20 protein-coding genes and 1 pseudogene are annotated in these 18,053 nt (G+C 59.9%); 13 read left to right on the forward strand and 8 right to left on the reverse strand.

Going from position 1 to position 18,053, the window contains the following annotated elements; all coding sequences use genetic code 11:
* Positions 1-103: 103 nt before the first annotated feature.
* Positions 104-1,273, forward strand: coding sequence for an MFS transporter (locus ACW9I6_RS21115; protein ID WP_003211499.1), 1,170 nt, complete (start codon positions 104-106; stop codon positions 1,271-1,273).
* 64 nt (positions 1,274-1,337) lie between these two features.
* The gene (locus tag ACW9I6_RS21120; protein ID WP_457339776.1) at positions 1,338-2,288 is read left to right on the forward strand and encodes a hypothetical protein; all 951 of its coding nucleotides are present in this window, start codon (positions 1,338-1,340) and stop codon (positions 2,286-2,288) included.
* 12 nt (positions 2,289-2,300) lie between these two features.
* Here the strand turns inward: ACW9I6_RS21120 and ACW9I6_RS21125 are convergent, their stop codons facing one another.
* From ACW9I6_RS21125 to ACW9I6_RS21135, 3 genes are all read right to left on the reverse strand, one after another.
* On the reverse strand, positions 2,301-2,957 hold the full coding sequence (locus ACW9I6_RS21125; protein WP_023659241.1) for a DUF6933 domain-containing protein: 657 nt from the start codon (positions 2,955-2,957) through the stop codon (positions 2,301-2,303).
* A gap of 43 nt (positions 2,958-3,000) precedes the next feature.
* Complete coding sequence (locus tag ACW9I6_RS21130) at positions 3,001-3,363, reverse strand: hypothetical protein (RefSeq protein WP_457339777.1); 363 nt, start codon at positions 3,361-3,363, stop codon at positions 3,001-3,003.
* Between the two features lie 78 nt (positions 3,364-3,441).
* Complete coding sequence (locus tag ACW9I6_RS21135) at positions 3,442-4,248, reverse strand: sulfite exporter TauE/SafE family protein (RefSeq protein ID WP_457339778.1); 807 nt, start codon at positions 4,246-4,248, stop codon at positions 3,442-3,444.
* 115 nt (positions 4,249-4,363) lie between these two features.
* On the opposite strand from ACW9I6_RS21135, the gene ACW9I6_RS21140 reads away from it, so the two are divergent.
* The 4 genes from ACW9I6_RS21140 to ACW9I6_RS21155 all read left to right on the forward strand — a co-directional run bounded on the left by ACW9I6_RS21140 (position 4,364) and on the right by ACW9I6_RS21155 (position 6,284).
* Positions 4,364-5,134: an AraC family transcriptional regulator gene (locus ACW9I6_RS21140; protein WP_177008443.1), complete on the forward strand. Its 771-nt coding sequence runs from the start codon at positions 4,364-4,366 to the stop codon at positions 5,132-5,134.
* 106 nt (positions 5,135-5,240) lie between these two features.
* Positions 5,241-5,561, forward strand: a complete 321-nt coding sequence (locus ACW9I6_RS21145) for a helix-turn-helix domain-containing protein (protein ID WP_023659239.1) — start codon at positions 5,241-5,243, stop codon at positions 5,559-5,561.
* Positions 5,562-5,608: 47 nt separating this feature from the next.
* Positions 5,609-5,971, forward strand: coding sequence for a type II toxin-antitoxin system RelE/ParE family toxin (locus ACW9I6_RS21150; protein WP_457339779.1), 363 nt, complete (start codon positions 5,609-5,611; stop codon positions 5,969-5,971).
* The gene (locus tag ACW9I6_RS21155) at positions 5,946-6,284 is read left to right on the forward strand and encodes a helix-turn-helix domain-containing protein (protein ID WP_003211485.1); all 339 of its coding nucleotides are present in this window, start codon (positions 5,946-5,948) and stop codon (positions 6,282-6,284) included. Before ACW9I6_RS21150 ends, ACW9I6_RS21155 begins: the two co-directional genes overlap by 26 nt.
* Before the next feature lie 28 nt (positions 6,285-6,312).
* Here the strand turns inward: ACW9I6_RS21155 and ACW9I6_RS21160 are convergent, their stop codons facing one another.
* The gene (locus ACW9I6_RS21160) at positions 6,313-7,251 is read right to left on the reverse strand and encodes a GlxA family transcriptional regulator (protein ID WP_008432938.1); all 939 of its coding nucleotides are present in this window, start codon (positions 7,249-7,251) and stop codon (positions 6,313-6,315) included.
* A gap of 116 nt (positions 7,252-7,367) precedes the next feature.
* Between ACW9I6_RS21160 and ACW9I6_RS21165 the strand changes: the two genes are divergently transcribed.
* Positions 7,368-8,162, forward strand: a complete 795-nt coding sequence (locus ACW9I6_RS21165; RefSeq protein WP_457339780.1) for an SDR family NAD(P)-dependent oxidoreductase — start codon at positions 7,368-7,370, stop codon at positions 8,160-8,162.
* Positions 8,163-8,168: 6 nt separating this feature from the next.
* Here the strand turns inward: ACW9I6_RS21165 and ACW9I6_RS21170 are convergent.
* The 3 genes and pseudogenes from ACW9I6_RS21170 to ACW9I6_RS21180 form a co-directional block, all read right to left on the reverse strand.
* Positions 8,169-9,550: pseudogene (locus ACW9I6_RS21170) on the reverse strand (amidase family protein).
* Positions 9,551-9,785: 235 nt separating this feature from the next.
* Positions 9,786-10,550, reverse strand: coding sequence for a hypothetical protein (locus tag ACW9I6_RS21175; RefSeq protein WP_457339781.1), 765 nt, complete (start codon positions 10,548-10,550; stop codon positions 9,786-9,788).
* A gap of 123 nt (positions 10,551-10,673) precedes the next feature.
* Positions 10,674-11,732, reverse strand: coding sequence for an MBL fold metallo-hydrolase (locus tag ACW9I6_RS21180; protein ID WP_003211475.1), 1,059 nt, complete (start codon positions 11,730-11,732; stop codon positions 10,674-10,676).
* 124 nt (positions 11,733-11,856) lie between these two features.
* Between ACW9I6_RS21180 and ACW9I6_RS21185 the strand changes: the two genes are divergently transcribed.
* From ACW9I6_RS21185 to ACW9I6_RS21200, 4 genes are all read left to right on the forward strand, one after another.
* Positions 11,857-12,477 (forward strand): TetR/AcrR family transcriptional regulator, encoded by a 621-nt coding sequence (locus tag ACW9I6_RS21185; protein WP_003211473.1) that lies wholly within the window; start codon positions 11,857-11,859, stop codon positions 12,475-12,477.
* Positions 12,478-12,665: 188 nt separating this feature from the next.
* Positions 12,666-13,724: a diguanylate cyclase gene (locus ACW9I6_RS21190; RefSeq protein ID WP_457339782.1), complete on the forward strand. Its 1,059-nt coding sequence runs from the start codon at positions 12,666-12,668 to the stop codon at positions 13,722-13,724.
* A gap of 239 nt (positions 13,725-13,963) precedes the next feature.
* The gene (locus ACW9I6_RS21195; protein WP_457339783.1) at positions 13,964-15,283 is read left to right on the forward strand and encodes a methyl-accepting chemotaxis protein; all 1,320 of its coding nucleotides are present in this window, start codon (positions 13,964-13,966) and stop codon (positions 15,281-15,283) included.
* 80 nt (positions 15,284-15,363) lie between these two features.
* On the forward strand, positions 15,364-15,879 hold the full coding sequence (locus tag ACW9I6_RS21200) for a DUF1003 domain-containing protein (protein WP_003211469.1): 516 nt from the start codon (positions 15,364-15,366) through the stop codon (positions 15,877-15,879).
* 38 nt (positions 15,880-15,917) lie between these two features.
* On the opposite strand, the gene ACW9I6_RS21205 is transcribed toward ACW9I6_RS21200, so the two are convergent.
* Entirely contained in the window at positions 15,918-16,802 is an 885-nt protein-coding gene (locus tag ACW9I6_RS21205; protein ID WP_457339784.1) for a LysR family transcriptional regulator, read from the reverse strand.
* Positions 16,803-16,881: 79 nt separating this feature from the next.
* Between ACW9I6_RS21205 and ACW9I6_RS21210 the strand changes: the two genes are divergently transcribed.
* Positions 16,882-17,577 carry a CTP synthase C-terminal region-related (seleno)protein gene (locus tag ACW9I6_RS21210; RefSeq protein WP_457339785.1) on the forward strand — a complete coding sequence of 232 codons (696 nt, stop codon included), beginning with the start codon at positions 16,882-16,884 and terminating at the stop codon, positions 17,575-17,577.
* Positions 17,574-17,897 carry an antibiotic biosynthesis monooxygenase family protein gene (locus ACW9I6_RS21215; protein WP_003211463.1) on the forward strand — a complete coding sequence of 108 codons (324 nt, stop codon included), beginning with the start codon at positions 17,574-17,576 and terminating at the stop codon, positions 17,895-17,897. Before ACW9I6_RS21210 ends, ACW9I6_RS21215 begins: the two co-directional genes overlap by 4 nt.
* Positions 17,898-18,053: the final 156 nt, after the last annotated feature.

Raw genomic sequence — 18,053 nt, forward strand, 5'->3', positions numbered from 1 at the left:
TCAGCCGGTACAGTTGGCACTGACACACCGCATTCGCGAGCAAGCCCGCTCCCACACTGGATCTTCATCGCCTTGAAAAAAGAATAAGGACATCCGCCCCACCGTGGCCACATACTCCCTGGTAATCCGCCGCCTGATGATCTGCTCGGTGACCATCGTCGTCAGCCGCGCCATGACCAGCCCATTGCTCGCCCTGTTGCTGAGCACCCGCCTGGGCCTCAACCAGCAAGACATCGGCTTGCTGATGGGCATCGCCGTGTTCATCGCCACCCTGCTGGGCCTCTATGGTGGCTACATCATCGACCGCCTGGAAAAGCGCAAGCTGCTGATCCTGGCGATGCTTTCCAGCTCCATCGGTTTTTTGTTGCTGACCTTCGCCAGCAACCTGTACCTGACCACCCTGACCCTGGTGATCACCGAAGCCGCTTCGGCACTGTTCCTGATCGGCTCCAAGGCGATCATCAGCGAGAACCTGCCGGTGGGCCAGCGGGCCAAGGTGTTTTCCCTGCGCTACACCCTGACCAATGTCGGCTACGCCACCGGCCCGATGCTCGGCGTGGTGATTGCCGGGCAGATGCCCCTGGCACCGTTCCTGATCGCCAGCGCGATTGCCTTTGGCAGCCTGTTCCTGATGATCGGCATCCCACCGACCCAGCGCGACGACAGCAACAAACCCTTAAGTTTTCTCAGCACCCTGAGGACCCTGCGCAGCGATCGCACCTTGATCCTGTTCACCAGCGGCAGCCTGTTGAGCACCATTGTCCACGGGCGCTACACCCTCTATCTGTCGCAGTTTCTGCTGGTGGCCTACAAGCCGGAGAACGCGCTGAAAATTCTCTCTGCGGTGCTGGCGTGCAACGCCATCACGGTGATCCTGATGCAGTACCAGATCGGCCGCTTCCTCAAGCGTGAACAACTGCGCTACTGGATCGTGCTTGGCACCTCGCTGTTTATTGCCGGGTTGATCGGCTTCAGCATGGCAGACGGCCTGGTGTCGTGGTGTGTCGCGATGTTTGTGTTCACCCTCGGGGAGATGATCATCTACCCGTCCGAGTTCCTGTTTATCGACACCATCGCCCCGGACGCCCTGCGCGGCAGTTATTACGGCGCACAAAACCTGGCGGCATTTGGCGGGGCGCTGAGCCCGGTGATCTGCGGCTACCTGCTGATCAACGCATCCCCCGCCTCTATGTTCTATGTACTCAGCGGGCTGACGGCGGTGGGTGGCACCTTGTGTTTCCTGAGTGGCCGGCGTGTGGTGGTCCGTGCGTAATTTCTACTGATATTTGCTCGATATCCCGCTATTAATAGCGAAACCTCTCACGGACCCGAGCCCCATGAAATTCGACACGGCCTACAGCCTGAGTCTCGACGACAAGCTGTCGATCTATGACGTGCGCGACCTGAATTTCGACGAAACCGCCGCCTTCGATTCCGACAAGGACAGTTTCCTGTGCCCCAACGACGAATGCCGGGCGGCGTTTGCGGCGGGCAATGTGTTGGGCACGTTCAATGCAAAAAACGTCAATTACCTGCGTACGCCCCACTTCAAGAACATCCCCAGCACCCGGCATATCGAGGGTTGCCGTTACGCCAGTCGCCCTGCCGGAAAAGGCGAATCTGAGGATGGGCCGGAGGAAAACTTCCCGTCGGAATTTGTCCTGACGCGGCGCCAGTACGAACGCAAAACGCCGGTCATCGGTGCTGAGGGTGGCACCGCACAAGAGCCACCGAAAACGCCGGCAACCCGCTACGCCTTGTCTCACAGCTCAAGCGACACCACCCCGGACAAGACCAGCGTCTTTGCCCACCCGGTGGAATGCTACGTGTCCAATATCGGCGATAAGGAAAAGCTGAAAAGCATGCCCTTGAAGATCGGCGATCACACCGCGACCTACTGGACGTTTTTCAAGAAGATCGAATACCTGCAAGACAATAAAGGCCTGATCTACTGGGGCAGGATCAAGGAGATCAAGGACTACACCAGCAGCTTTCGCATCGACTTCGAAAAGAAAGCCTGGCTCGACAAGAAGCCCTATTCCATCAACGTTTACCTGAGCAAAAAACTGATCGAGGACTACCGCAAGCGCAAGGCGTTCCTGGAGCAGATCAAGGCCGCGGTGGACAGTGATCGGCCGTTGTATTGCTTCTTCTACGGGGTGACGCCGGAGCTGAAACAGGTGCCAAGCAAGAAAAACCCCGAGCAGACGTTCGGGGTATTCAGTGCCAATATCGAGAACCTGGATCACCTGATTATTCGCGAGGCGCCGGGGTTGGGAGAACGGTAATGCGATTCCAGGTCAGGCCCTTCGGCTGAATAAACGGTACTTTTCACGTGCAAGTGCGGCGCCCGCAGGGTCCAAGCCGCCTACCGTGACCAACCAGTGAATCAGCATTTCCTCATCCGGTAAATGAAGCCCCTTCACATCTTTCAAGCTTCGAGGCGTATGGTTGATTCGAGCGTCGTAATGCAGAGCGCTCCAAGGCATTGCAACAAGATCCACGCCTTCTGCGTCCATCTCAAAACTCCGCAATATTTCGTTGATTTGAGTCTGCGCACTCCGATCACCCCGCTGCTGTAGAGAGTACGACTCGACCAAACTGACGAATTGCTGTTCAGGCACAGACGGATCAACCAAATCCAAAACATCAGACTTTAAGGCGAGATCCAAAACACCACTCATCCACCGATTAATAAAGGTGCGCACGAAGCCATCGGCGTCGGCTTTTTTCATATCAAAAAACAGCATGCAATAGCGGGTTTTCAGATGTATCGCCAACAGCACATGTTTACGTTGCACCGTCGCGGCATGGACCAGCCACTGATGAGGGTCGGCGTACAGGTCATCGCCCTGGCGCTCTTGTGTCGGCGGTTTTTGAACCGGGGTAATTTTTTTGCCTTTGTGAACCCGGCTAAAAAAATTACCAGCCGCCTGCGTACAATTAAAACTAAGCATCAAGATATTTCCTGAACATTCTGACTGAAGTCTAAGACAAGACTCAGTCGCCTTGTACGTGTGCAGCAACCCACTCGATTTCGTAACGCTGCCTGACCGCGTAGCCGATAGCGCTCAATGTCTCTTCGCTTAATACCGACAACTCTGAATCACTCAACAAATCATGCCTGATCATTTGCGCAAGGCTCTCGCGGGCTTTCGAACGACTGTAGAGATCAAACATTCGGACGACATCGTTATGGCGATCCCTGGTGAGGCTATACAGCGTCCTGTACCGAGCCTCGGCAGAAAGCGTTTCGCGCTCGCTGATGGTCTTTGCATCAGCCAGTACGCCTAGGTAAAAGCGTTCAAGTGCCAATGCCCTGAGGACTTTGAACTTCTGCCAATCGCTTTCGGAAATGGACATGACATTCCCCCGGTCACTTTCTTTTGAATAGAGAAGTAACCCTAGCCTGCGGCTAAAAGAACGCAAAATCCACTTGCGTCAGACCAGCATGCTCACCATCACCACGCCCAACAACCCGATATACACCCGCGCATGCAGTGCATCCGGGATGCGACCGATCCACGGCGTGGCCAGGCGAATGCCCAGCAGCGAGCCCAGGGTGAGGATGGCAAACGCCAGCAAATCGACATAGCCGACAAACCACGTGCCCAATTGCACCTTGGCGAATCCAGCCATGAGCATGTAGGTAAATGTACCGGCCAGCGCCACCGGCACGCTCAGCGGATTAGCCATGGACGTGGACTGGGACATGCTCAAGCCACAACGGCGCAACAGCGGCACGGTCATCACGCTGCCGCCCACCCCCAGGAAGGTCGCGATCAGGCCAATGGCGATGCCGCCGCCCGTCACTTCCATGCCGCTCAGGCGTCGTGGCTGGAGCCTGTCGTCCTGGCTGAGAAAGCCCCTGCGCAACAGACAATCGACGATGGTGATGGCCAGGTAGGCGATAAAGGCGTACCGCATGAAATCGCCGCTGGCGAACATTGCAGCCCCTGCCCCCAGCACGGCGCCAACCCCGATGTACCCGCCCAACGGCCACAGGTAGTGGCGAATCAGATTACCTTTGCGACGGTGTTTTCCAGTGGCGATCAGCGCGTTGACGATCATCACGCAGGTCGAGGTGGCGACCGCGATATGCATCGCTGATTCACTCACGCCCGCGTCGTGGCTGAGCTTGAGCATGCCGTACAGCAACGGCACCACCACGAACCCGCCACCGAAGCCGAACAGCACAGCGGTTACGCCGGTGATGCAGCCGAACAGTGCCAGTAATAGATAGAACATCGAGAATCGCCTTCAGTATCAGGGAGAGCTGTCGACGATAGAGATTCAAGGCTTGGCCCGCTTGCGCATGTCGGCCAATAATATGCGAGATATTGCCACTTCCGGAATCAGCTCCATGCGCAACGTTTCCATCGCTCAGCTCGACCTGACCCCGCGAACGGTCGTGGCAATCGGCACCGACTATCCCCACGGCTATCTGCTCAAGCGCCACAGCCATCGCCGCGGCCAGTTGCTGTATGGCGCCACCGGGGTGATGCAAGTCAGCACCCAGCAAGGCAACTGGGTTGTGCCGCCCCAGCGCGCGGTGTGGATTCCGGCCCAAGTGCCCCATGAAGTGCTGATGCTCGGCGTGTCGACGCGCAGCCTGTATATCGAACCGCACGCCGTCACCGACTTGGGCACCGACTGCCACGTCATCAACGTTTCACCCCTGATGCGACAGTTGCTGATGGAGGCGGTGGAGCTGCCGCTGGAATACGACGAGGCCGGGCGCGACGGTGCGCTGGTCAGCCTGCTGTTGCATGAACTGGCACGCGCCACGCACTTGCCCCTGCATATCCCGCTGCCGGAGGACCCTCGCCTGCTTGCTCTGTGCCTGACGTTTCTGCAGCGGCCGGACGTGCACCAGTCACCGGTTCAATGGGCGCAACAATCGCACCTGAGCCTGCGCACCTTCAGCCGGCATTTCCGCCAACAAACCGGCCTGAGCTTCGTGCAGTGGCGCCAGCGAGCCTGTGTTGTGCAGGCCTTGGCGCGGTTGGCCAGCGGTGAAAGCGTCACCCGGATCGCCCTGGACCTGGGCTATGAAAACCCGGCGGCATTTTCCAGCATGTTCCGCCGGGTGCTTGGGCAGTCACCGAGCACCTACCTGGAAGGGGCGAAATAGAGCGGCGGCAGCGCTATCGGAAAATCCAGTTGATGAGCGGTCAAAACAACTGTACAAAAACACAGTATAGTTTGCCCTCCCCCCCCGTCGAACCTGGAGAAAGTCCATGTCCTCTCTGGCAATGAGCAGCACCGTAGAACAGCAGATCGTCCTTCATCAATTCACCCCACGGCACAGCGTCCAGGCCCGCCTGATGCTGGGCTGGAGCCGGGAAGACCTGGCCCGGGAAGCGGATGTGGAAGTGGACGCCCTTCAACGTTTTGAAAGCCATGGCGACGTGGACGATGCTGTCCGCCTGAGTGTGGCGTTTCGCCTGGAGGCTGAAGGGTTGGTGTTTTTCCCGGGCTTTGCGCCGGGTTGGGGGATGAATGTGCGGGGCTCTTTGCCACTGTCGTCAGAGCATTCAGTGCTTGAAACGGTTGAGTAAGATTTCTCTTCGCGCTGACGCTTATCCCTATTTAGGTATATCCTCTCATGAGTTCAGGGAAGCCACTCCTCTGGGTGGGCGGTAGCAAGAAAGATCTGCAGCAAATGCCTGGGCCTGTTCAAGATGTGTTTGGCTTTGCGCTCCACCTCGCCCAAGGAGGAGGCAAGCACTCACAGACCAAGGCATTGAAAGGGTTTGGCGGTAACGCGGTACTTGAGGTGGTGGAGGATTTCGACAGCAACACTTATCGTGGCGTGTATACCGTCCGTTTCGACTCAGCTGTTTATGTCCTTCATTGCTTCCAGAAAAAGTCGACGAAAGGCATCGCTACAGCACAGCACGACATACAACTGATCAAACAGCGACTCAAGGCGGCGCAGGATCATGCACAAGCATCACAACGCGATTGAGATCGAAGAAAGCACCGGCAATGTCTATGAAGACATCGGGCAGCCCGACGCCAGTGAAATGCAGGTCAAGGCACAGCTGGCGACGAAGATTGGTGAGATTCTCAAGGCACGTAGCCTCACTCAGGCACAAGCCTCCGTCATTCTCGGTTTATCCCAACCCAAGGTGTCTGAAATGCTGCGTGGCAGGTTTCGGGGTATCAGTGAAGCCAAAATGCTTGAGTGTTTGTCGCGCCTGGGGCGCGATGTGCAAATCGTTATTACGGCTGCGCCAGCTTCACGTACTCAAGGACGTATTGAAGTGCTATTCGCCTGAGTTGCCCTAGGTTCTGGCTCCCGCAAGTTCACGCCTGCAACTGCAACGCCCGACGGATCATTTGTGGCGGTTGGCCAAACGCTCGCAGGAAGGCTCGACGCATGCGCTCCGGGTCACCGAAGCCCGTCTCCCTGGCGACAACGTCGATGGAGTGGCTGCCGGATTCGAGCATCAACCTCGCCGCTTCAATGCGCAGGTGTTCTACCGCCTTGGCCGGCGATTGCCCGGTTTCGGCGCGGAACAGTCGGCTGAACTGACGCGGGCTGAGGTGTGCCGCTTGCGCCAGTTGCTCTACCGAGAGGTCCTCGTGCAAGTGCCCTTTGGCCCACGCCAGGGCGGTTTGTACGCGGTCGGACTTTGGGTCCAGTTCCAGCAACGCCGAGAACTGTGACTGGCCACCGGCACGGCGATGGTAAACCACCAGTTTTTTCGCCACGTCGCGGGCCACTTCCACGCCCAAATCGTGCTCGACCAGGGCCAGGGCCAGGTCGATGCAGGCGGTCATCCCGGCAGAGGTCCAGAGCGGGCCATCGACGGTGAAGATCCGGTCTTCCTCCAGCTTCACGTTGGGGTAGCGCTGGCGAAACGTCATGGCGTGGTACCAGTGGGTGGTTGCCTTGCGCCCTTCCAACAGGCCGGCCGCTGCCAGGTGGAACGAACCGGTGCAGGCCGATGTAACCCGGCGCGACGCCGTCAATGACGCTTGCAGGTACTCCACCATGCCAGGAGTGGGCTCAAGTAGTTCGTTGTCCCCCAGCACCAGGATCGTGTCGTAGACCTGCTGTCCGAACGCCAGGCTATCAATGGCAAAGCCCATGGAGCTTTTTATCGGCCCGCCATGCTCCGACAACAAGTCCACGCGGTAGAACGGTCGCCCCACAACGAAGTTGGCAAACTCGAACACGCTGCTGGTGGACAGGCTGAGCACCTGGAAACCGGGAAAAAGCAGGATACCGACGGACACCATGGCCAAACCTCATGTCTCTAAAGGAGGGATATACGACATTGCAGCCACCACATTACACCCATAATCTTGGTTCCAACAAGGCCGCCCCCCTCCCCGGCCCATTTGGAGCAACTGCCATGTCGCAACACAAAGGTTATGCCCTGATTACCGGTGCTTCGTCAGGAATTGGTGCGGTGTATGCCGACCGCCTGGCCCGTGCCGGCTACGATCTGATTCTGGTGGCCCGCAACCAGCAACGTCTGGAGCAGTTGGCAACACGCTTGAAAGCCAATACCCAGCGTGACGTGCAGGTGATAGCGGCCGATCTCAATCTGCCAGCCGACTTGGCGCGAATCGCCCGGATCGCGCACGAAGACAGCCGTATCAGCCTGCTGGTGAATAACGCCGGTGTGGGCGCCACGGCTTCGCTGCTGGAGTCGGATGCCGACAAAATGGACGCGATGATTCTGCTGAACGTACTGGCGCTGACCCGCCTGGCCAAAGCCACGGCAACCAACTTTGTCGCCCAAGGGCGTGGCACGATCATCAACATCGGCTCGATTGTCGCTCTCGCTCCCAAAGTGCTGAACGGCGTGTATGGCGGTACCAAAGCGTTCGTGCAGGCGTTCAGCGAATCGCTGCAGCATGAGCTGAGTGACAAGGGCGTAGTGGTCCAGGTGGTGCTGCCAGGCGCTACCGCCACGGAGTTCTGGGACATCGCCGGCCTGCCTGTGAACAACCTGCCGGAAGCCATGGTGATGACCACCGAAAACCTGGTGGACGCCGCCCTGGCAGGCCTCGCCCAAGGCGAAGCCGTGACGATTCCGTCCCTGCCGGACAGCGCAGATTGGGACACCTACGAACGCGCGCGGCTGGCCCTGGGTCCGAACCTGTCGCACCGTGAACCCGCCGCTCGTTATGGGTTGAAGTAATCCGGACTAGCGCAGGCCGGGTTTAAACGCAGGCTTCCTGATTGCCTGGGAGGCCTGTTCATACCCGTAGGCGACCGACAGCAACGTGGCTTCGCTCAAATTTTTCCCATAGAAGTGAACGGCTGTCGGCATCCCTTCGTCGTCCATGCCCGATGGTATGGAGATACCGGGATAACCGGCCACTGCCGAGTAGTAGTAACTGTACGAGTGAAAATTGGACACTATTGCATCAAGCTTATGCTCGGCCAGTGGCTTATCGATGGTGCTTTTGAAAATCGGGCCGATGGCAGCCCATAACTCATTGCGCGCCTCATCACTGATATCCATCCCGTTGATCATGGTGAGCATCTGTTGATCCGGCACACCCGGACCGCTGTTGCGCTCGTTGAATTCAATCGGCTCAGCCAGCGACTTCACCGGCAAGCCTGCCCGTCCGGCCAGGTAGGCTTCAAGCTGGTGTTTAACGTCCGATAACAACGCGTCGTTATATTGTTCATGGGTTTCGTACGGGACGCCCTCACCCAGTTGACCCACGGGTACCAATGTCGCGCCCTTGCCCGCAGCAACGTAATGGCGTCCTCGAAGTGCTGCCTGTCGGCTTTTTTCGCCGGGTCGTTGGCATCTTCTGCTGATAACTCAGGCAACGGCGTATAGCCGATGCGCTTGCCCACCAAGGCGTCAGGCTTGATTCCCTGGGTGTAGCGGTTGGTATCCGTCATCGCATCCAGTGCTTGCGCCGCATCACGCACGTTACGGGTGAAGGTGCCCACCGTGTCCTGGCGGGAACTGGTCATCACCCCTTCGGTACTCACTAATCCTTCGGTCGGTTTGAAACCAATAACACCGTTGTAAGCCGCCGGCGTAATGATTGAACCATTGGTTTCGACCCCCAATGCCAAGGGCACAATCCCTTGAGCAACGGCTACCGCAGAGCCCGTACTCGAGCCCGCCGCCTGGCCATCCAGCCGATGCGGGTTGAGGGTCAAGCCGCCCCTGGAGCTCCAGCCATCAACCGGCGCCTCAGAGCGAAAATTGGACAATTCGCTCATGTTGGTTTTTCCAATAATCACAACGCCAGCCTTCAGCAGGTTGTCCACCACCTTGGCGTTCCTTGAAGCGGGCCTGCCCACCAGCGCCATGGAGCCACCGCTGGTCTGCATCTTGTCGCCGGTTTCGAACACATCCTTGAGCGCTATCGGAATGCCATGCAAAGGCCCGCGCACTTTGCCTTCGGCCCGCTCCAGATCCAGCGCACGGGCTTTCACACGAGCGTCAGGATTGATTTCAATGAACGCATTGCCGCCCTGCAAGCCCTTGTCCATGTTGGCGATCAGCTTCAGCGAATCCCTCACCACCAAATCGGAACTGGCCCCATTGGGCCGGGTCATGGCCGCTGCCAAATCGTCGGCACTCCTGTAGGCCTGTGGCGGGTTCACCACTGCATCGAAAAGCCCCGCTGCCCATCCCGCGCCCAAACCTGGTCCGATCATAAATACTCCCCGCCTGCCTGAATGTTGGGAATACCGTTCGATATCCCTGCCTCAGTCTAAGAAGCGAAATACTCGATGACTCGGGGGCAACTCTTACCGCGGCGTACGATCACTCTCCCCATGGCGTAGGCCCTTAAAGCCGCGCTAGAACCTGCTGGCAACCTCGCACCAACGCCGCCAGACGATCTCTGGACCAGTGCGCACCATAGAACCAGACGACCCTCGACACCCCGTCGACGTCGGTGCCCGCGGGCACGCTGAAGCGTGGGTTATCGGCAGTCGCTGCTTTGTGGAAAGCAACACCTTGCGCATCCGCCACCACCCCATCCAGGCGGTTTTCCGTGACCCGGTCGTTAATCTCATTGCCGGGGTCCAGGGTGAAGTGACGTGTGTCATCGGTCACCCGCGCCGTCACAGGCACCAATTGCGCACCGGCTGCACGCAGTACGTCCAGTACCCGGGCAAAGTGCGAGCTGTGTTTGGCGGGTTTGCGCACATCACCGGTAACGTACTCGCTGGCAAAACCAATACGGCTGCCAGCCAAGGGCGGTGTGTTGATCAGATGACCCGGATCAGCGACGGGTGGAATCTCCACCATCACCCGCCCCTCAGGGTCGACACCGCTGAGGGCAATCAGTGATAACGCGGGATCGCGCACGCTGTGCATCATGGGGCCAGGGAGGTCGAGCCTGGGGCCGTAACCGCCCGTGGAGCCGAACTCCAGGCCGCCCTGGTGAGTGGCCGAATTGACGATCGTACCGGCCGCATGACTGCCAAACACGACGCCCTGGCTGGCAGTGGGGGCGCAAGGCTGGGGAGTACAACTGTCCCCCGACCCTGAAGTCTTGAACAGGCAGCGCACGCCCGGCCCCGTGACCTTCCTACTCTTATCGTCCATACACTCCCACGCCCCGGAATAAAGTTTCGAGGCGTGATTGCATCCCTTAAGCGAGGTGGATGTCTGTCGGAAATGGCTGGTTATGGCTCGTTCAAAATCCCTGAGCGCGCGATCAGACGGTGATTATCCGCTGACGTGCGCTTCACTGCCCTGATGCTCGACTTCCAGCCACCAGGCCTGCCCGCGCTCCGGCTGGTTGAGCATGAACGCCTGCCCCATCGCCGGTGTGGTGATCGACACGTTACGCTCCCATGCCAGCGCCATGATGCGGTCGAAGGGTTCGTGCCATGCATGAAACGCCAGGTCGAACGTGCCGTTATGGATCGGCAGCAGCCAGCGGCCCTTCAAGTCGATGTGCGCCTGCAGGGTTTCTTCCGGTTGCATGTGCACGTGGGGCCAGTCGACGTTGTAGGCACCCGTCTCCATCAGGGTCAGGTCAAACGGGCCGTACTGCTCGCCGATACGCTTGAAGCCCTCGAAATAGCCGGTATCACCGCTGAAGAAAATTCGCCGTGAGCCGTCGATCATCACCCACGAACACCACAGCGTCTGGTTGCCATCGAACAGGCCGCGCCCGGAAAAGTGCTGGGCCGGCGTGGACACAAAACGAATCCCGTCCACTTCAGTGCCCTGCCACCAATCCAGCTGCCGCACCTTGCTGGCATCCACGCCCCACTTGACCAGGGTATCGCCCACACCCAGCGGCGCGAGGAAATAGCGGGTCTTGTCCGCCAGTTGCACCACCGCCTTGTGGTCCAGATGGTCGTAGTGGTTGTGGGAAAGAATCACCGCCTCGATCGGCGGCAGGTCCTCAAGGCTGATCGGCGGCTGATGGAAACGCTTGGGGCCCGCCCAACTGAACGGCGAAGCACGCTCGGCGAACACCGGGTCGGTCAGCCAGAACTTGCCGCGCATTTTCAGCAGCACGGTGGAATGGCCGAGGCGGAAAACGCTATGGTCCGGGGCGGCAAACAGTTGCTCGCGAGTCAGCGGCTGCACCGGGATCTCACCCACCGGGCGCGTGCTGCGGGGCTTCTGGAAGAGCATCTTCCACATGATGCCCAGGGTCTTGCCCAAGCCGCCATGCTGGATGGGCTTCTGATTGGTGAAGTGACCTTGATGCTGTTCGGAAGACTTGGGCGCTGTAGAAGAACTGTCGAGACGGGTTGAGATCGTGGCCATTACCGAGGAACTCCTGCAGACTGCTCTAAAAATTACACTGCACAGTGTAGTTTCTAGATTGCAACAAAACCGGGAGCAAGTAAACTACCGAGTGTAAGTTTCCCTTCAGAGCCGAACTCCCACCATGACTGTACCCCTGCGCCTCACCGACCGTAAACGCGAAGCCATCGTGGCAGCCGCCATTGCCGAGTTTCGTGACAACGGGTTCGAGGTCACCAGCATGGACAAGATTGCGGCCACGGCGGGAGTTTCCAAGCGCACGGTGTACAACCACTTCCCGAGCAAGGAAGAGCTGTTTGCCGAGATCCTGCATCAACTGTGGGCCAGCAGTGTTGCGCAACTGGACGTCAGCTACGCCAGCGACCGCCCGCTGCGGGAGCAACTGCGCGGGTTGCTGCAGGCCAAGATGACGATGATGTCGGACGCCAACTTCCTCGACCTGGCCCGGGTCGCGATTGCCGCCACCATCCACTCGCCGGAACGTGCCCAGGACATGGTCAACCGCCTGAGCAAGCGTGAAGAAGGCTTCACCCAATGGGTGCGCGCCGCCCAGGAAGACGGCCGGCTGAGCTGCACCGACCCATGCTTCGCCGCCCACCAGGTGCAAAGCCTGCTCAAGGCCTTTGCCTTCTGGCCACAGATCACCCTCGGCCAGCCGACCCTGGACGCCGACGCCCAAGCGAACGTCATCGAGTCGGCCATCGACCTGTTCCTCGCAGGCTATGAGGTCGTGCCGCAGCACTGACCTGTTGCAGGAACGACATCCAAGGTCGTTTTTATCTGATTCGCCGCGTGTCCTTTGCAAATGGCCTGGAAGGACACTGATTATTCCCACGCGAATAACTGACAATATTCACACGTATTATCCGACCAGTGGTTTTCCCGATCACGTGTGCCGTCGTACCTGCAAAAAAAGAATCGACCCAGGAATCTATGGAAAACCAACGAGGCAAAGGGCTGTCATTTGCCAGACGTATCTACAGGCCAAGGATCATCGGCCTGGGCATCGGCTGCATCAGCGTCATCGCCGCGCTCTACCCACTGCAAATGCCAGGCTGGGTCTGGGCGTTGCTGCTGTTCAATGGTTTTGGCTGGGCGCACCTGGCCTATCAATTTTCGACCCGCTCCGATTTCCCCTACAAGGCGGAACGGCGAAACCTGCTCTACGACTCGCTGCTCGGCGGGTTCTGGGCGGCGACTACACAGTTCACGCCACTGACGGCCGTGACCATCCTGTCGATGATGACCATGAACAACGTCGCCGCCGGCGGCAAACGCCTGTTCCTCCACGGCATCGTGGCGCAACTGGCAGGTATCGGCGTGTCCTGGCTGCTGTTTGGCATCCACTTCAATCCCGACGTCAGCCTGGTCCAGGTCTACGCCTGCCTGCCGATGCTGACCCTGTATCCCATGGCGCTGGGCATGGTCTGCTACCGCCTGGCGATCAAATTGTCGGAACACAAACGCGCCCTGAGCGCCTTGAGCCGCACCGACAGCCTCACCGGCCTGCTCAACCACGGTTCGTGGAAAGACCTGCTGCACCTGAAGTTTCACAAGTGCCAGCAACAACATGGGAACGCCACCATCGCACTGATCGACATCGACCATTTCAAGCAGATCAACGACAGCTATGGGCACATCATCGGTGACCAGGTTCTGCGCCAACTAAGCCTGGAACTTCGACGCAACCTGCGGGCAAACGACCTGGCCGGGCGATACGGCGGCGACGAGTTCTGTGTGATTCTTCCGGACATGCCCATGGAACAGGCCGCGCAAGTCATGGAACGCATGCGCGAGGTGTTCAGCAATTACCGCAACCCGGAAATCCCCGAGCTGCGGGTCAGCCTGAGCATTGGCCTGGCGTCTTTCCAGAGCACCTTCACCGACGCGGCCATGTGGCTCAACGCAGCGGACCGCGCGCTGTACGCGGCCAAGGACACCGGCCGTAACCGAGTCAATATCAGCGACTACGTGGTCGCCCATTCCGCCTGAATCCCGCCCTCTGCATCTCGTCTGAATTAAACGCGCCCGTCGCCGACCGATAGCATAATGCCGCCATTGGTCGACTGGCATAGAACTTCTTGCCGGCCATACGACTCAGAACTCGCTGTTCCACCCCGCTGCCAGCACAAGGAAGCTGGCAATGAGCACGTTTGCCGTATGGCCAGGCCTTACGGTGGCAGGCGCCCCCATGGATACCCCTGACGCTTGCTTCCCCCGAGCACACGACCATGCTATTCAACGCCCATAAAAAAACCATCAGTACCCTGCAAGCCACCATTGCCCAGCAAGCCAGCCTTCTCGACGCCATCGACCGCTCCATGGCGGTGATTGAATTTGATCTGCAAGGCACGGTCCTGCGGGCCAACGAGAATTTCCTCAAGGCCATGGGCTACACCGCCGACCAAGTTATGGGCCAGTCCCACCGCCTGTTCTGCACCCCGGCCTTTGCCCGCAGCGCCGAGTACGGCCAACTGTGGACGCAATTGCGCAACGGCCAATTCCAGTCCGGGACCTTCGAACGGATGACCAGCGGCGGCCAGCCGATCTGGCTGGAGGCCAGCTACAACCCGGTGCGCGACGAGTCCGGCAGCGTGGTGAAAGTGGTGAAGTACGCCATGGACGTCACCCCGAAAATGCAGGCCGAGAGTGAAGCCAACGCCAAGTTGCAGGCCATCGACCGCGCCATGGCGGTGATCGAGTTCAACCTCGACGGCACCATCATCAGCGCCAACCAGAATTTCCTGCAGCGCATGGGCTACAACCTGGCGCAGGTGCAGGGCAAGCATCACCGCATGTTCTGCACACCGGAGCTGGCCAACAGCAGCGCCTACAGCGATTTCTGGCGACGGCTGAACCAGGGTGAGCTGTTCAACGGCCAATTCGAACGCATCGACAAAAACGGCCAGGTGGTGTGGCTGGAAGCCAACTACAACCCGGTGTACGACGCCAGCGGGCGCCTGTGCAAGGTGGTGAAATACGCCTCCGACGTCACGGCCATGGTGGAGAAACACGCGGCCGACGCACAAAGCGCCACCCAGGCTTATCACATCTCGCTGCAAACCCGGGACATCGCCGAAAAAGGCGCCGAGGTGATCCAGCAGACCGCCACCGGCATGCGTGAGATTGCCGCCAATATCGACGGTTCTTCCGCGCTGATCGCCAAGCTGGGCGAGCGTTCGCAGCAGATCACCGCCATCGTCAACACCATTCGCGGGATTGCCGACCAGACCAACCTGCTGGCATTGAACGCTGCCATCGAAGCCGCACGCGCCGGCGAACAAGGGCGTGGCTTTGCGGTGGTGGCCGATGAAGTGCGGCAATTGGCGGCGCGCACCAGCGGTTCAACGGCCGAGATTTCGTCGATGATCGAGATGATCCAGACCGAAACCCGCCAGGCCATCGACAGCATGGACGGTACCCGCGACCGCGCCGCCCAGGGCGTGGACCTGGCCAACCAGGCCGGCACCGTGATCCTGCAGATTCGCGAAGGCGCCAGCGAGGCGGTGCAGGCTGTGAGTGCGTTTGCCAATGAACGGGGCAACAGGTAAGCGACAGGCTTCTTCATGTGCCAGGCCGAGGGCTCGGTCTATAGTGGTGGCTTGTCTTACGCCACGGATTCGAGCCCGCCATGACCCCGGATAAACCTGAAGCCAACGTTGACCACCTGCGCTTTCATCGTAAACACGCCCATCTCGCGCCGACCTTTGGCAACGACACCTTTGCGTTGAAAGCCGAAGCCTTCGCGCGCTTCTTTGGCACCCCGACGTTCCTAGGGGCGCAAACGGCAATCGTGATTCTGTGGGTCGTGCTCAACATGACCGGCATCACGCACTTTGACGTCTACCCGTTCATCCTCTTGAACCTGGCGTTCAGCCTGCAATCGGCCTATGCCGCGCCGTTGATTTTGCTCGCCCAGACCCGCCAGGCCGCACGGGACAAGGCTCAATCCGACGCCGACGCCCAGCACCGCGAAGCCCTGGCCGTGGCCAACACCGAACGCCAGGCCCAGGCGGCGCAGACCACCAAGCAACTGCTGGAACTGTTGGAGCAGAACACCAAGCTCACCGAGATGACCAAACAACTGACCGAACGCATCGAAGGGCTGACCAGCGAAATGCACGACCAATTCGTGCGCAAGACCTGACCCTCCCACGCATCCCGTGTGGGAGCTGGCTCCCACAGTTATCTCACCGGCAAACGCACATGCTGGCCCAACTGATCAAATAACGTCACCACCGAACGCAAGGCCCGGCAATCGGGGCGCGTCAGCAGCCACAGGGCGGTATCGTGCCCCACCAGCGGCGGGCTCAACGGTTGCAGGTCCGCGCCCAGCAGGTAATCCGGCAACGCGGCCACCCCGAGTCCCGCGCGCACCAGTTCGGTTACCGAAACCATGCTGTTGCAGCGATAGGCCGGCATCACCCCCGGCAAGTGCTGGCGCCGCCAGGTGACGGTGGGGTGATCCGGCAGGAAGTCATCCGGCGCGATCCAGTTCAGGGCCGCCAGTTCCTCCCCCGCATGCTGGCGGGCATAGTCGGCACTGGCGCACACCCGATACGACACCGTGCCCAGGCAACGTCCTACCAGATGCTCGGGCGGTGCCTTGGTCAGGCGCAGGGCAATATCCGCATCGCGGCGGCTGAGGTTGGCGAAGTCATTGGACGTGCTCAGCTCCAGGGTCAACGCCGGGTAGCCCGGCATGAACTGCGCCAGGGCCGACAGCAACAGTGACTGCAATACCGAGTCCGTGCACGTCAGGCGCACCGTACCGCTGATCACTTCACCGCCCTGCTCCACTCCCACACGTGCTGCCTCCAGCGCCTGTTCGGCACGTTCGGCCTGCTCGGCGAGGGTGGTGGCCAAGGTGGTGGGCAGGTAGCCGGCGCGGCTCTTTTCGAACAGCGTCTGGCCCAGTGCCGTCTCCAGCCGCCGCACCGCGCGAAACACCGTAGACACATCCACCCGCAGCAACGCCGCCGCCCGCGCGAGCGTGCCGCCGCGCACCAGGGCGAGGATCAGGGAAAGGTCGGGGTAGTCGATCTGATAGTGCGCCGCTGCATTGAACATGTGTGTTAACGCCAATATTGATTGCGTGAACGCCAATCTATAGTGAGCGCCAGGACTCAACAAGCCACGGATACCCTCGATGAATAAAACCACCCTGCACCTGGCCCTGATCGGCGACTACGATGCACAGGTCACCGCCCACCAGGCCATTCCCCTGGCGTTGCAACAGGCCGGCGCGGCGCTGGGCTTGACGGTGCGGTTCGACTGGCTGGCCACCGACACGATCAAATCCACCGAACAACTGCAGCACTACGACGGCTTCTGGTGCGTCCCCGCCAGCCCCTACCGAGACCTTGACGGCGCGCTGCTGGCCATCCGGTATGCCCGTGAACAAAAGCGCCCGTTCCTCGGCACCTGCGGCGGTTTTCAACACGCGGTGCTGGAATATGCCCGCAACGTGCTGGGCTGGGCCGACGCCGAGCATGGCGAACTGGCCCCCGACTCGCCGCGTGCAGTGCTGACACCGTTGACCTGCGCGCTGGTGGAAGCGACCGACACCATTCGCTTGATGGCCTTTACCCGCATCGCCGAGGCCTACGCCACCCTCGATATCCATGAAGGCTACCGTTGCCGCTATGGCATCAATCCAGACTTCGAAAGCGCATTGCTGGAAGCCGACCTGATTGCCAGCGGCCATGACTCGGCGGGCGACCTGCGGGCGGTGGAGTTGCTGGGCCATCCGTTTTTTGTCGCCACCCTGTTCCAGCCGGAACGTGCGGCGCTTAAAGGCGTCACCCCGCCGCTGGCCATTGCGCTGCTGAAGGCCTGCGCATGATCGCCAAGACACCCAAACCGCCGTACTACGCCGTGGTGTTCAGTTCATTGCGCACTGAAGGTGACAACGGTTACGGACAAGCCGCCGACCGCATGCTGGAACTGGCCCGGCAACAACCCGGTTTTCTCGGCGTGGAATCGGCGCGCGGGGACGACGGGCTGGGCATCACGGTGTCCTACTGGAGCAGCGAAGCCGCGATCCTGGCGTGGAAGCAGCACGCCGAACACACTGAGGTGCGCGAACAGGGCCGCGCCACCTGGTACTCGGCGTGCCATACGCGGGTGTGCAAGGTGGAGCGGTCTTACGCGTTCGAGCGCTGAAACATCAGCCCGTGTAAAACACTTAATGTGGACAAGGGAGGCTCTGTGGTGAGGGCGCTTGCTGTAGTGAGGGAGCTTGCTGTGGCGAGGGAGCTTGCTCCCGCTGGGCTGCGAAGCGGCCCCAAGATTTTTGGGAGCGCTTCGCACTGGAGCGCC

The organism is Pseudomonas sp. SDO5522_S412 (assembly GCF_054071215.1).

What these genes read in the sequence shown, in the direction of transcription:
- ACW9I6_RS21200 (WP_003211469.1), top strand. Translation starts at nt 15,364, where the DNA reads ATGACCCCGGATAAACCTGAAGCCAACGTTGACCACCTGCGCTTTCAT.
- ACW9I6_RS21195 (WP_457339783.1), top strand. Translation starts at nt 13,964, where the DNA reads ATGCTATTCAACGCCCATAAAAAAACCATCAGTACCCTGCAAGCCACC.
- ACW9I6_RS21210 (WP_457339785.1), top strand. Translation starts at nt 16,882, where the DNA reads ATGAATAAAACCACCCTGCACCTGGCCCTGATCGGCGACTACGATGCA.
- ACW9I6_RS21135 (WP_457339778.1), bottom strand. Translation starts at nt 4,248, where the DNA reads ATGTTCTATCTATTACTGGCACTGTTCGGCTGCATCACCGGCGTAACC.
- ACW9I6_RS21165 (WP_457339780.1), top strand. Translation starts at nt 7,368, where the DNA reads ATGTCGCAACACAAAGGTTATGCCCTGATTACCGGTGCTTCGTCAGGA.
- ACW9I6_RS21205 (WP_457339784.1), bottom strand. Translation starts at nt 16,802, where the DNA reads ATGTTCAATGCAGCGGCGCACTATCAGATCGACTACCCCGACCTTTCC.
- ACW9I6_RS21160 (WP_008432938.1), bottom strand. Translation starts at nt 7,251, where the DNA reads ATGGTGTCCGTCGGTATCCTGCTTTTTCCCGGTTTCCAGGTGCTCAGC.
- ACW9I6_RS21155 (WP_003211485.1), top strand. Translation starts at nt 5,946, where the DNA reads ATGCACAAGCATCACAACGCGATTGAGATCGAAGAAAGCACCGGCAAT.
- ACW9I6_RS21185 (WP_003211473.1), top strand. Translation starts at nt 11,857, where the DNA reads ATGACTGTACCCCTGCGCCTCACCGACCGTAAACGCGAAGCCATCGTG.
- ACW9I6_RS21180 (WP_003211475.1), bottom strand. Translation starts at nt 11,732, where the DNA reads ATGGCCACGATCTCAACCCGTCTCGACAGTTCTTCTACAGCGCCCAAG.
- ACW9I6_RS21140 (WP_177008443.1), top strand. Translation starts at nt 4,364, where the DNA reads ATGCGCAACGTTTCCATCGCTCAGCTCGACCTGACCCCGCGAACGGTC.
- ACW9I6_RS21175 (WP_457339781.1), bottom strand. Translation starts at nt 10,550, where the DNA reads ATGGACGATAAGAGTAGGAAGGTCACGGGGCCGGGCGTGCGCTGCCTG.
- ACW9I6_RS21125 (WP_023659241.1), bottom strand. Translation starts at nt 2,957, where the DNA reads ATGCTTAGTTTTAATTGTACGCAGGCGGCTGGTAATTTTTTTAGCCGG.
- ACW9I6_RS21130 (WP_457339777.1), bottom strand. Translation starts at nt 3,363, where the DNA reads ATGTCCATTTCCGAAAGCGATTGGCAGAAGTTCAAAGTCCTCAGGGCA.
- ACW9I6_RS21145 (WP_023659239.1), top strand. Translation starts at nt 5,241, where the DNA reads ATGTCCTCTCTGGCAATGAGCAGCACCGTAGAACAGCAGATCGTCCTT.
- ACW9I6_RS21150 (WP_457339779.1), top strand. Translation starts at nt 5,609, where the DNA reads ATGAGTTCAGGGAAGCCACTCCTCTGGGTGGGCGGTAGCAAGAAAGAT.
- ACW9I6_RS21190 (WP_457339782.1), top strand. Translation starts at nt 12,666, where the DNA reads ATGGAAAACCAACGAGGCAAAGGGCTGTCATTTGCCAGACGTATCTAC.
- ACW9I6_RS21120 (WP_457339776.1), top strand. Translation starts at nt 1,338, where the DNA reads ATGAAATTCGACACGGCCTACAGCCTGAGTCTCGACGACAAGCTGTCG.
- ACW9I6_RS21215 (WP_003211463.1), top strand. Translation starts at nt 17,574, where the DNA reads ATGATCGCCAAGACACCCAAACCGCCGTACTACGCCGTGGTGTTCAGT.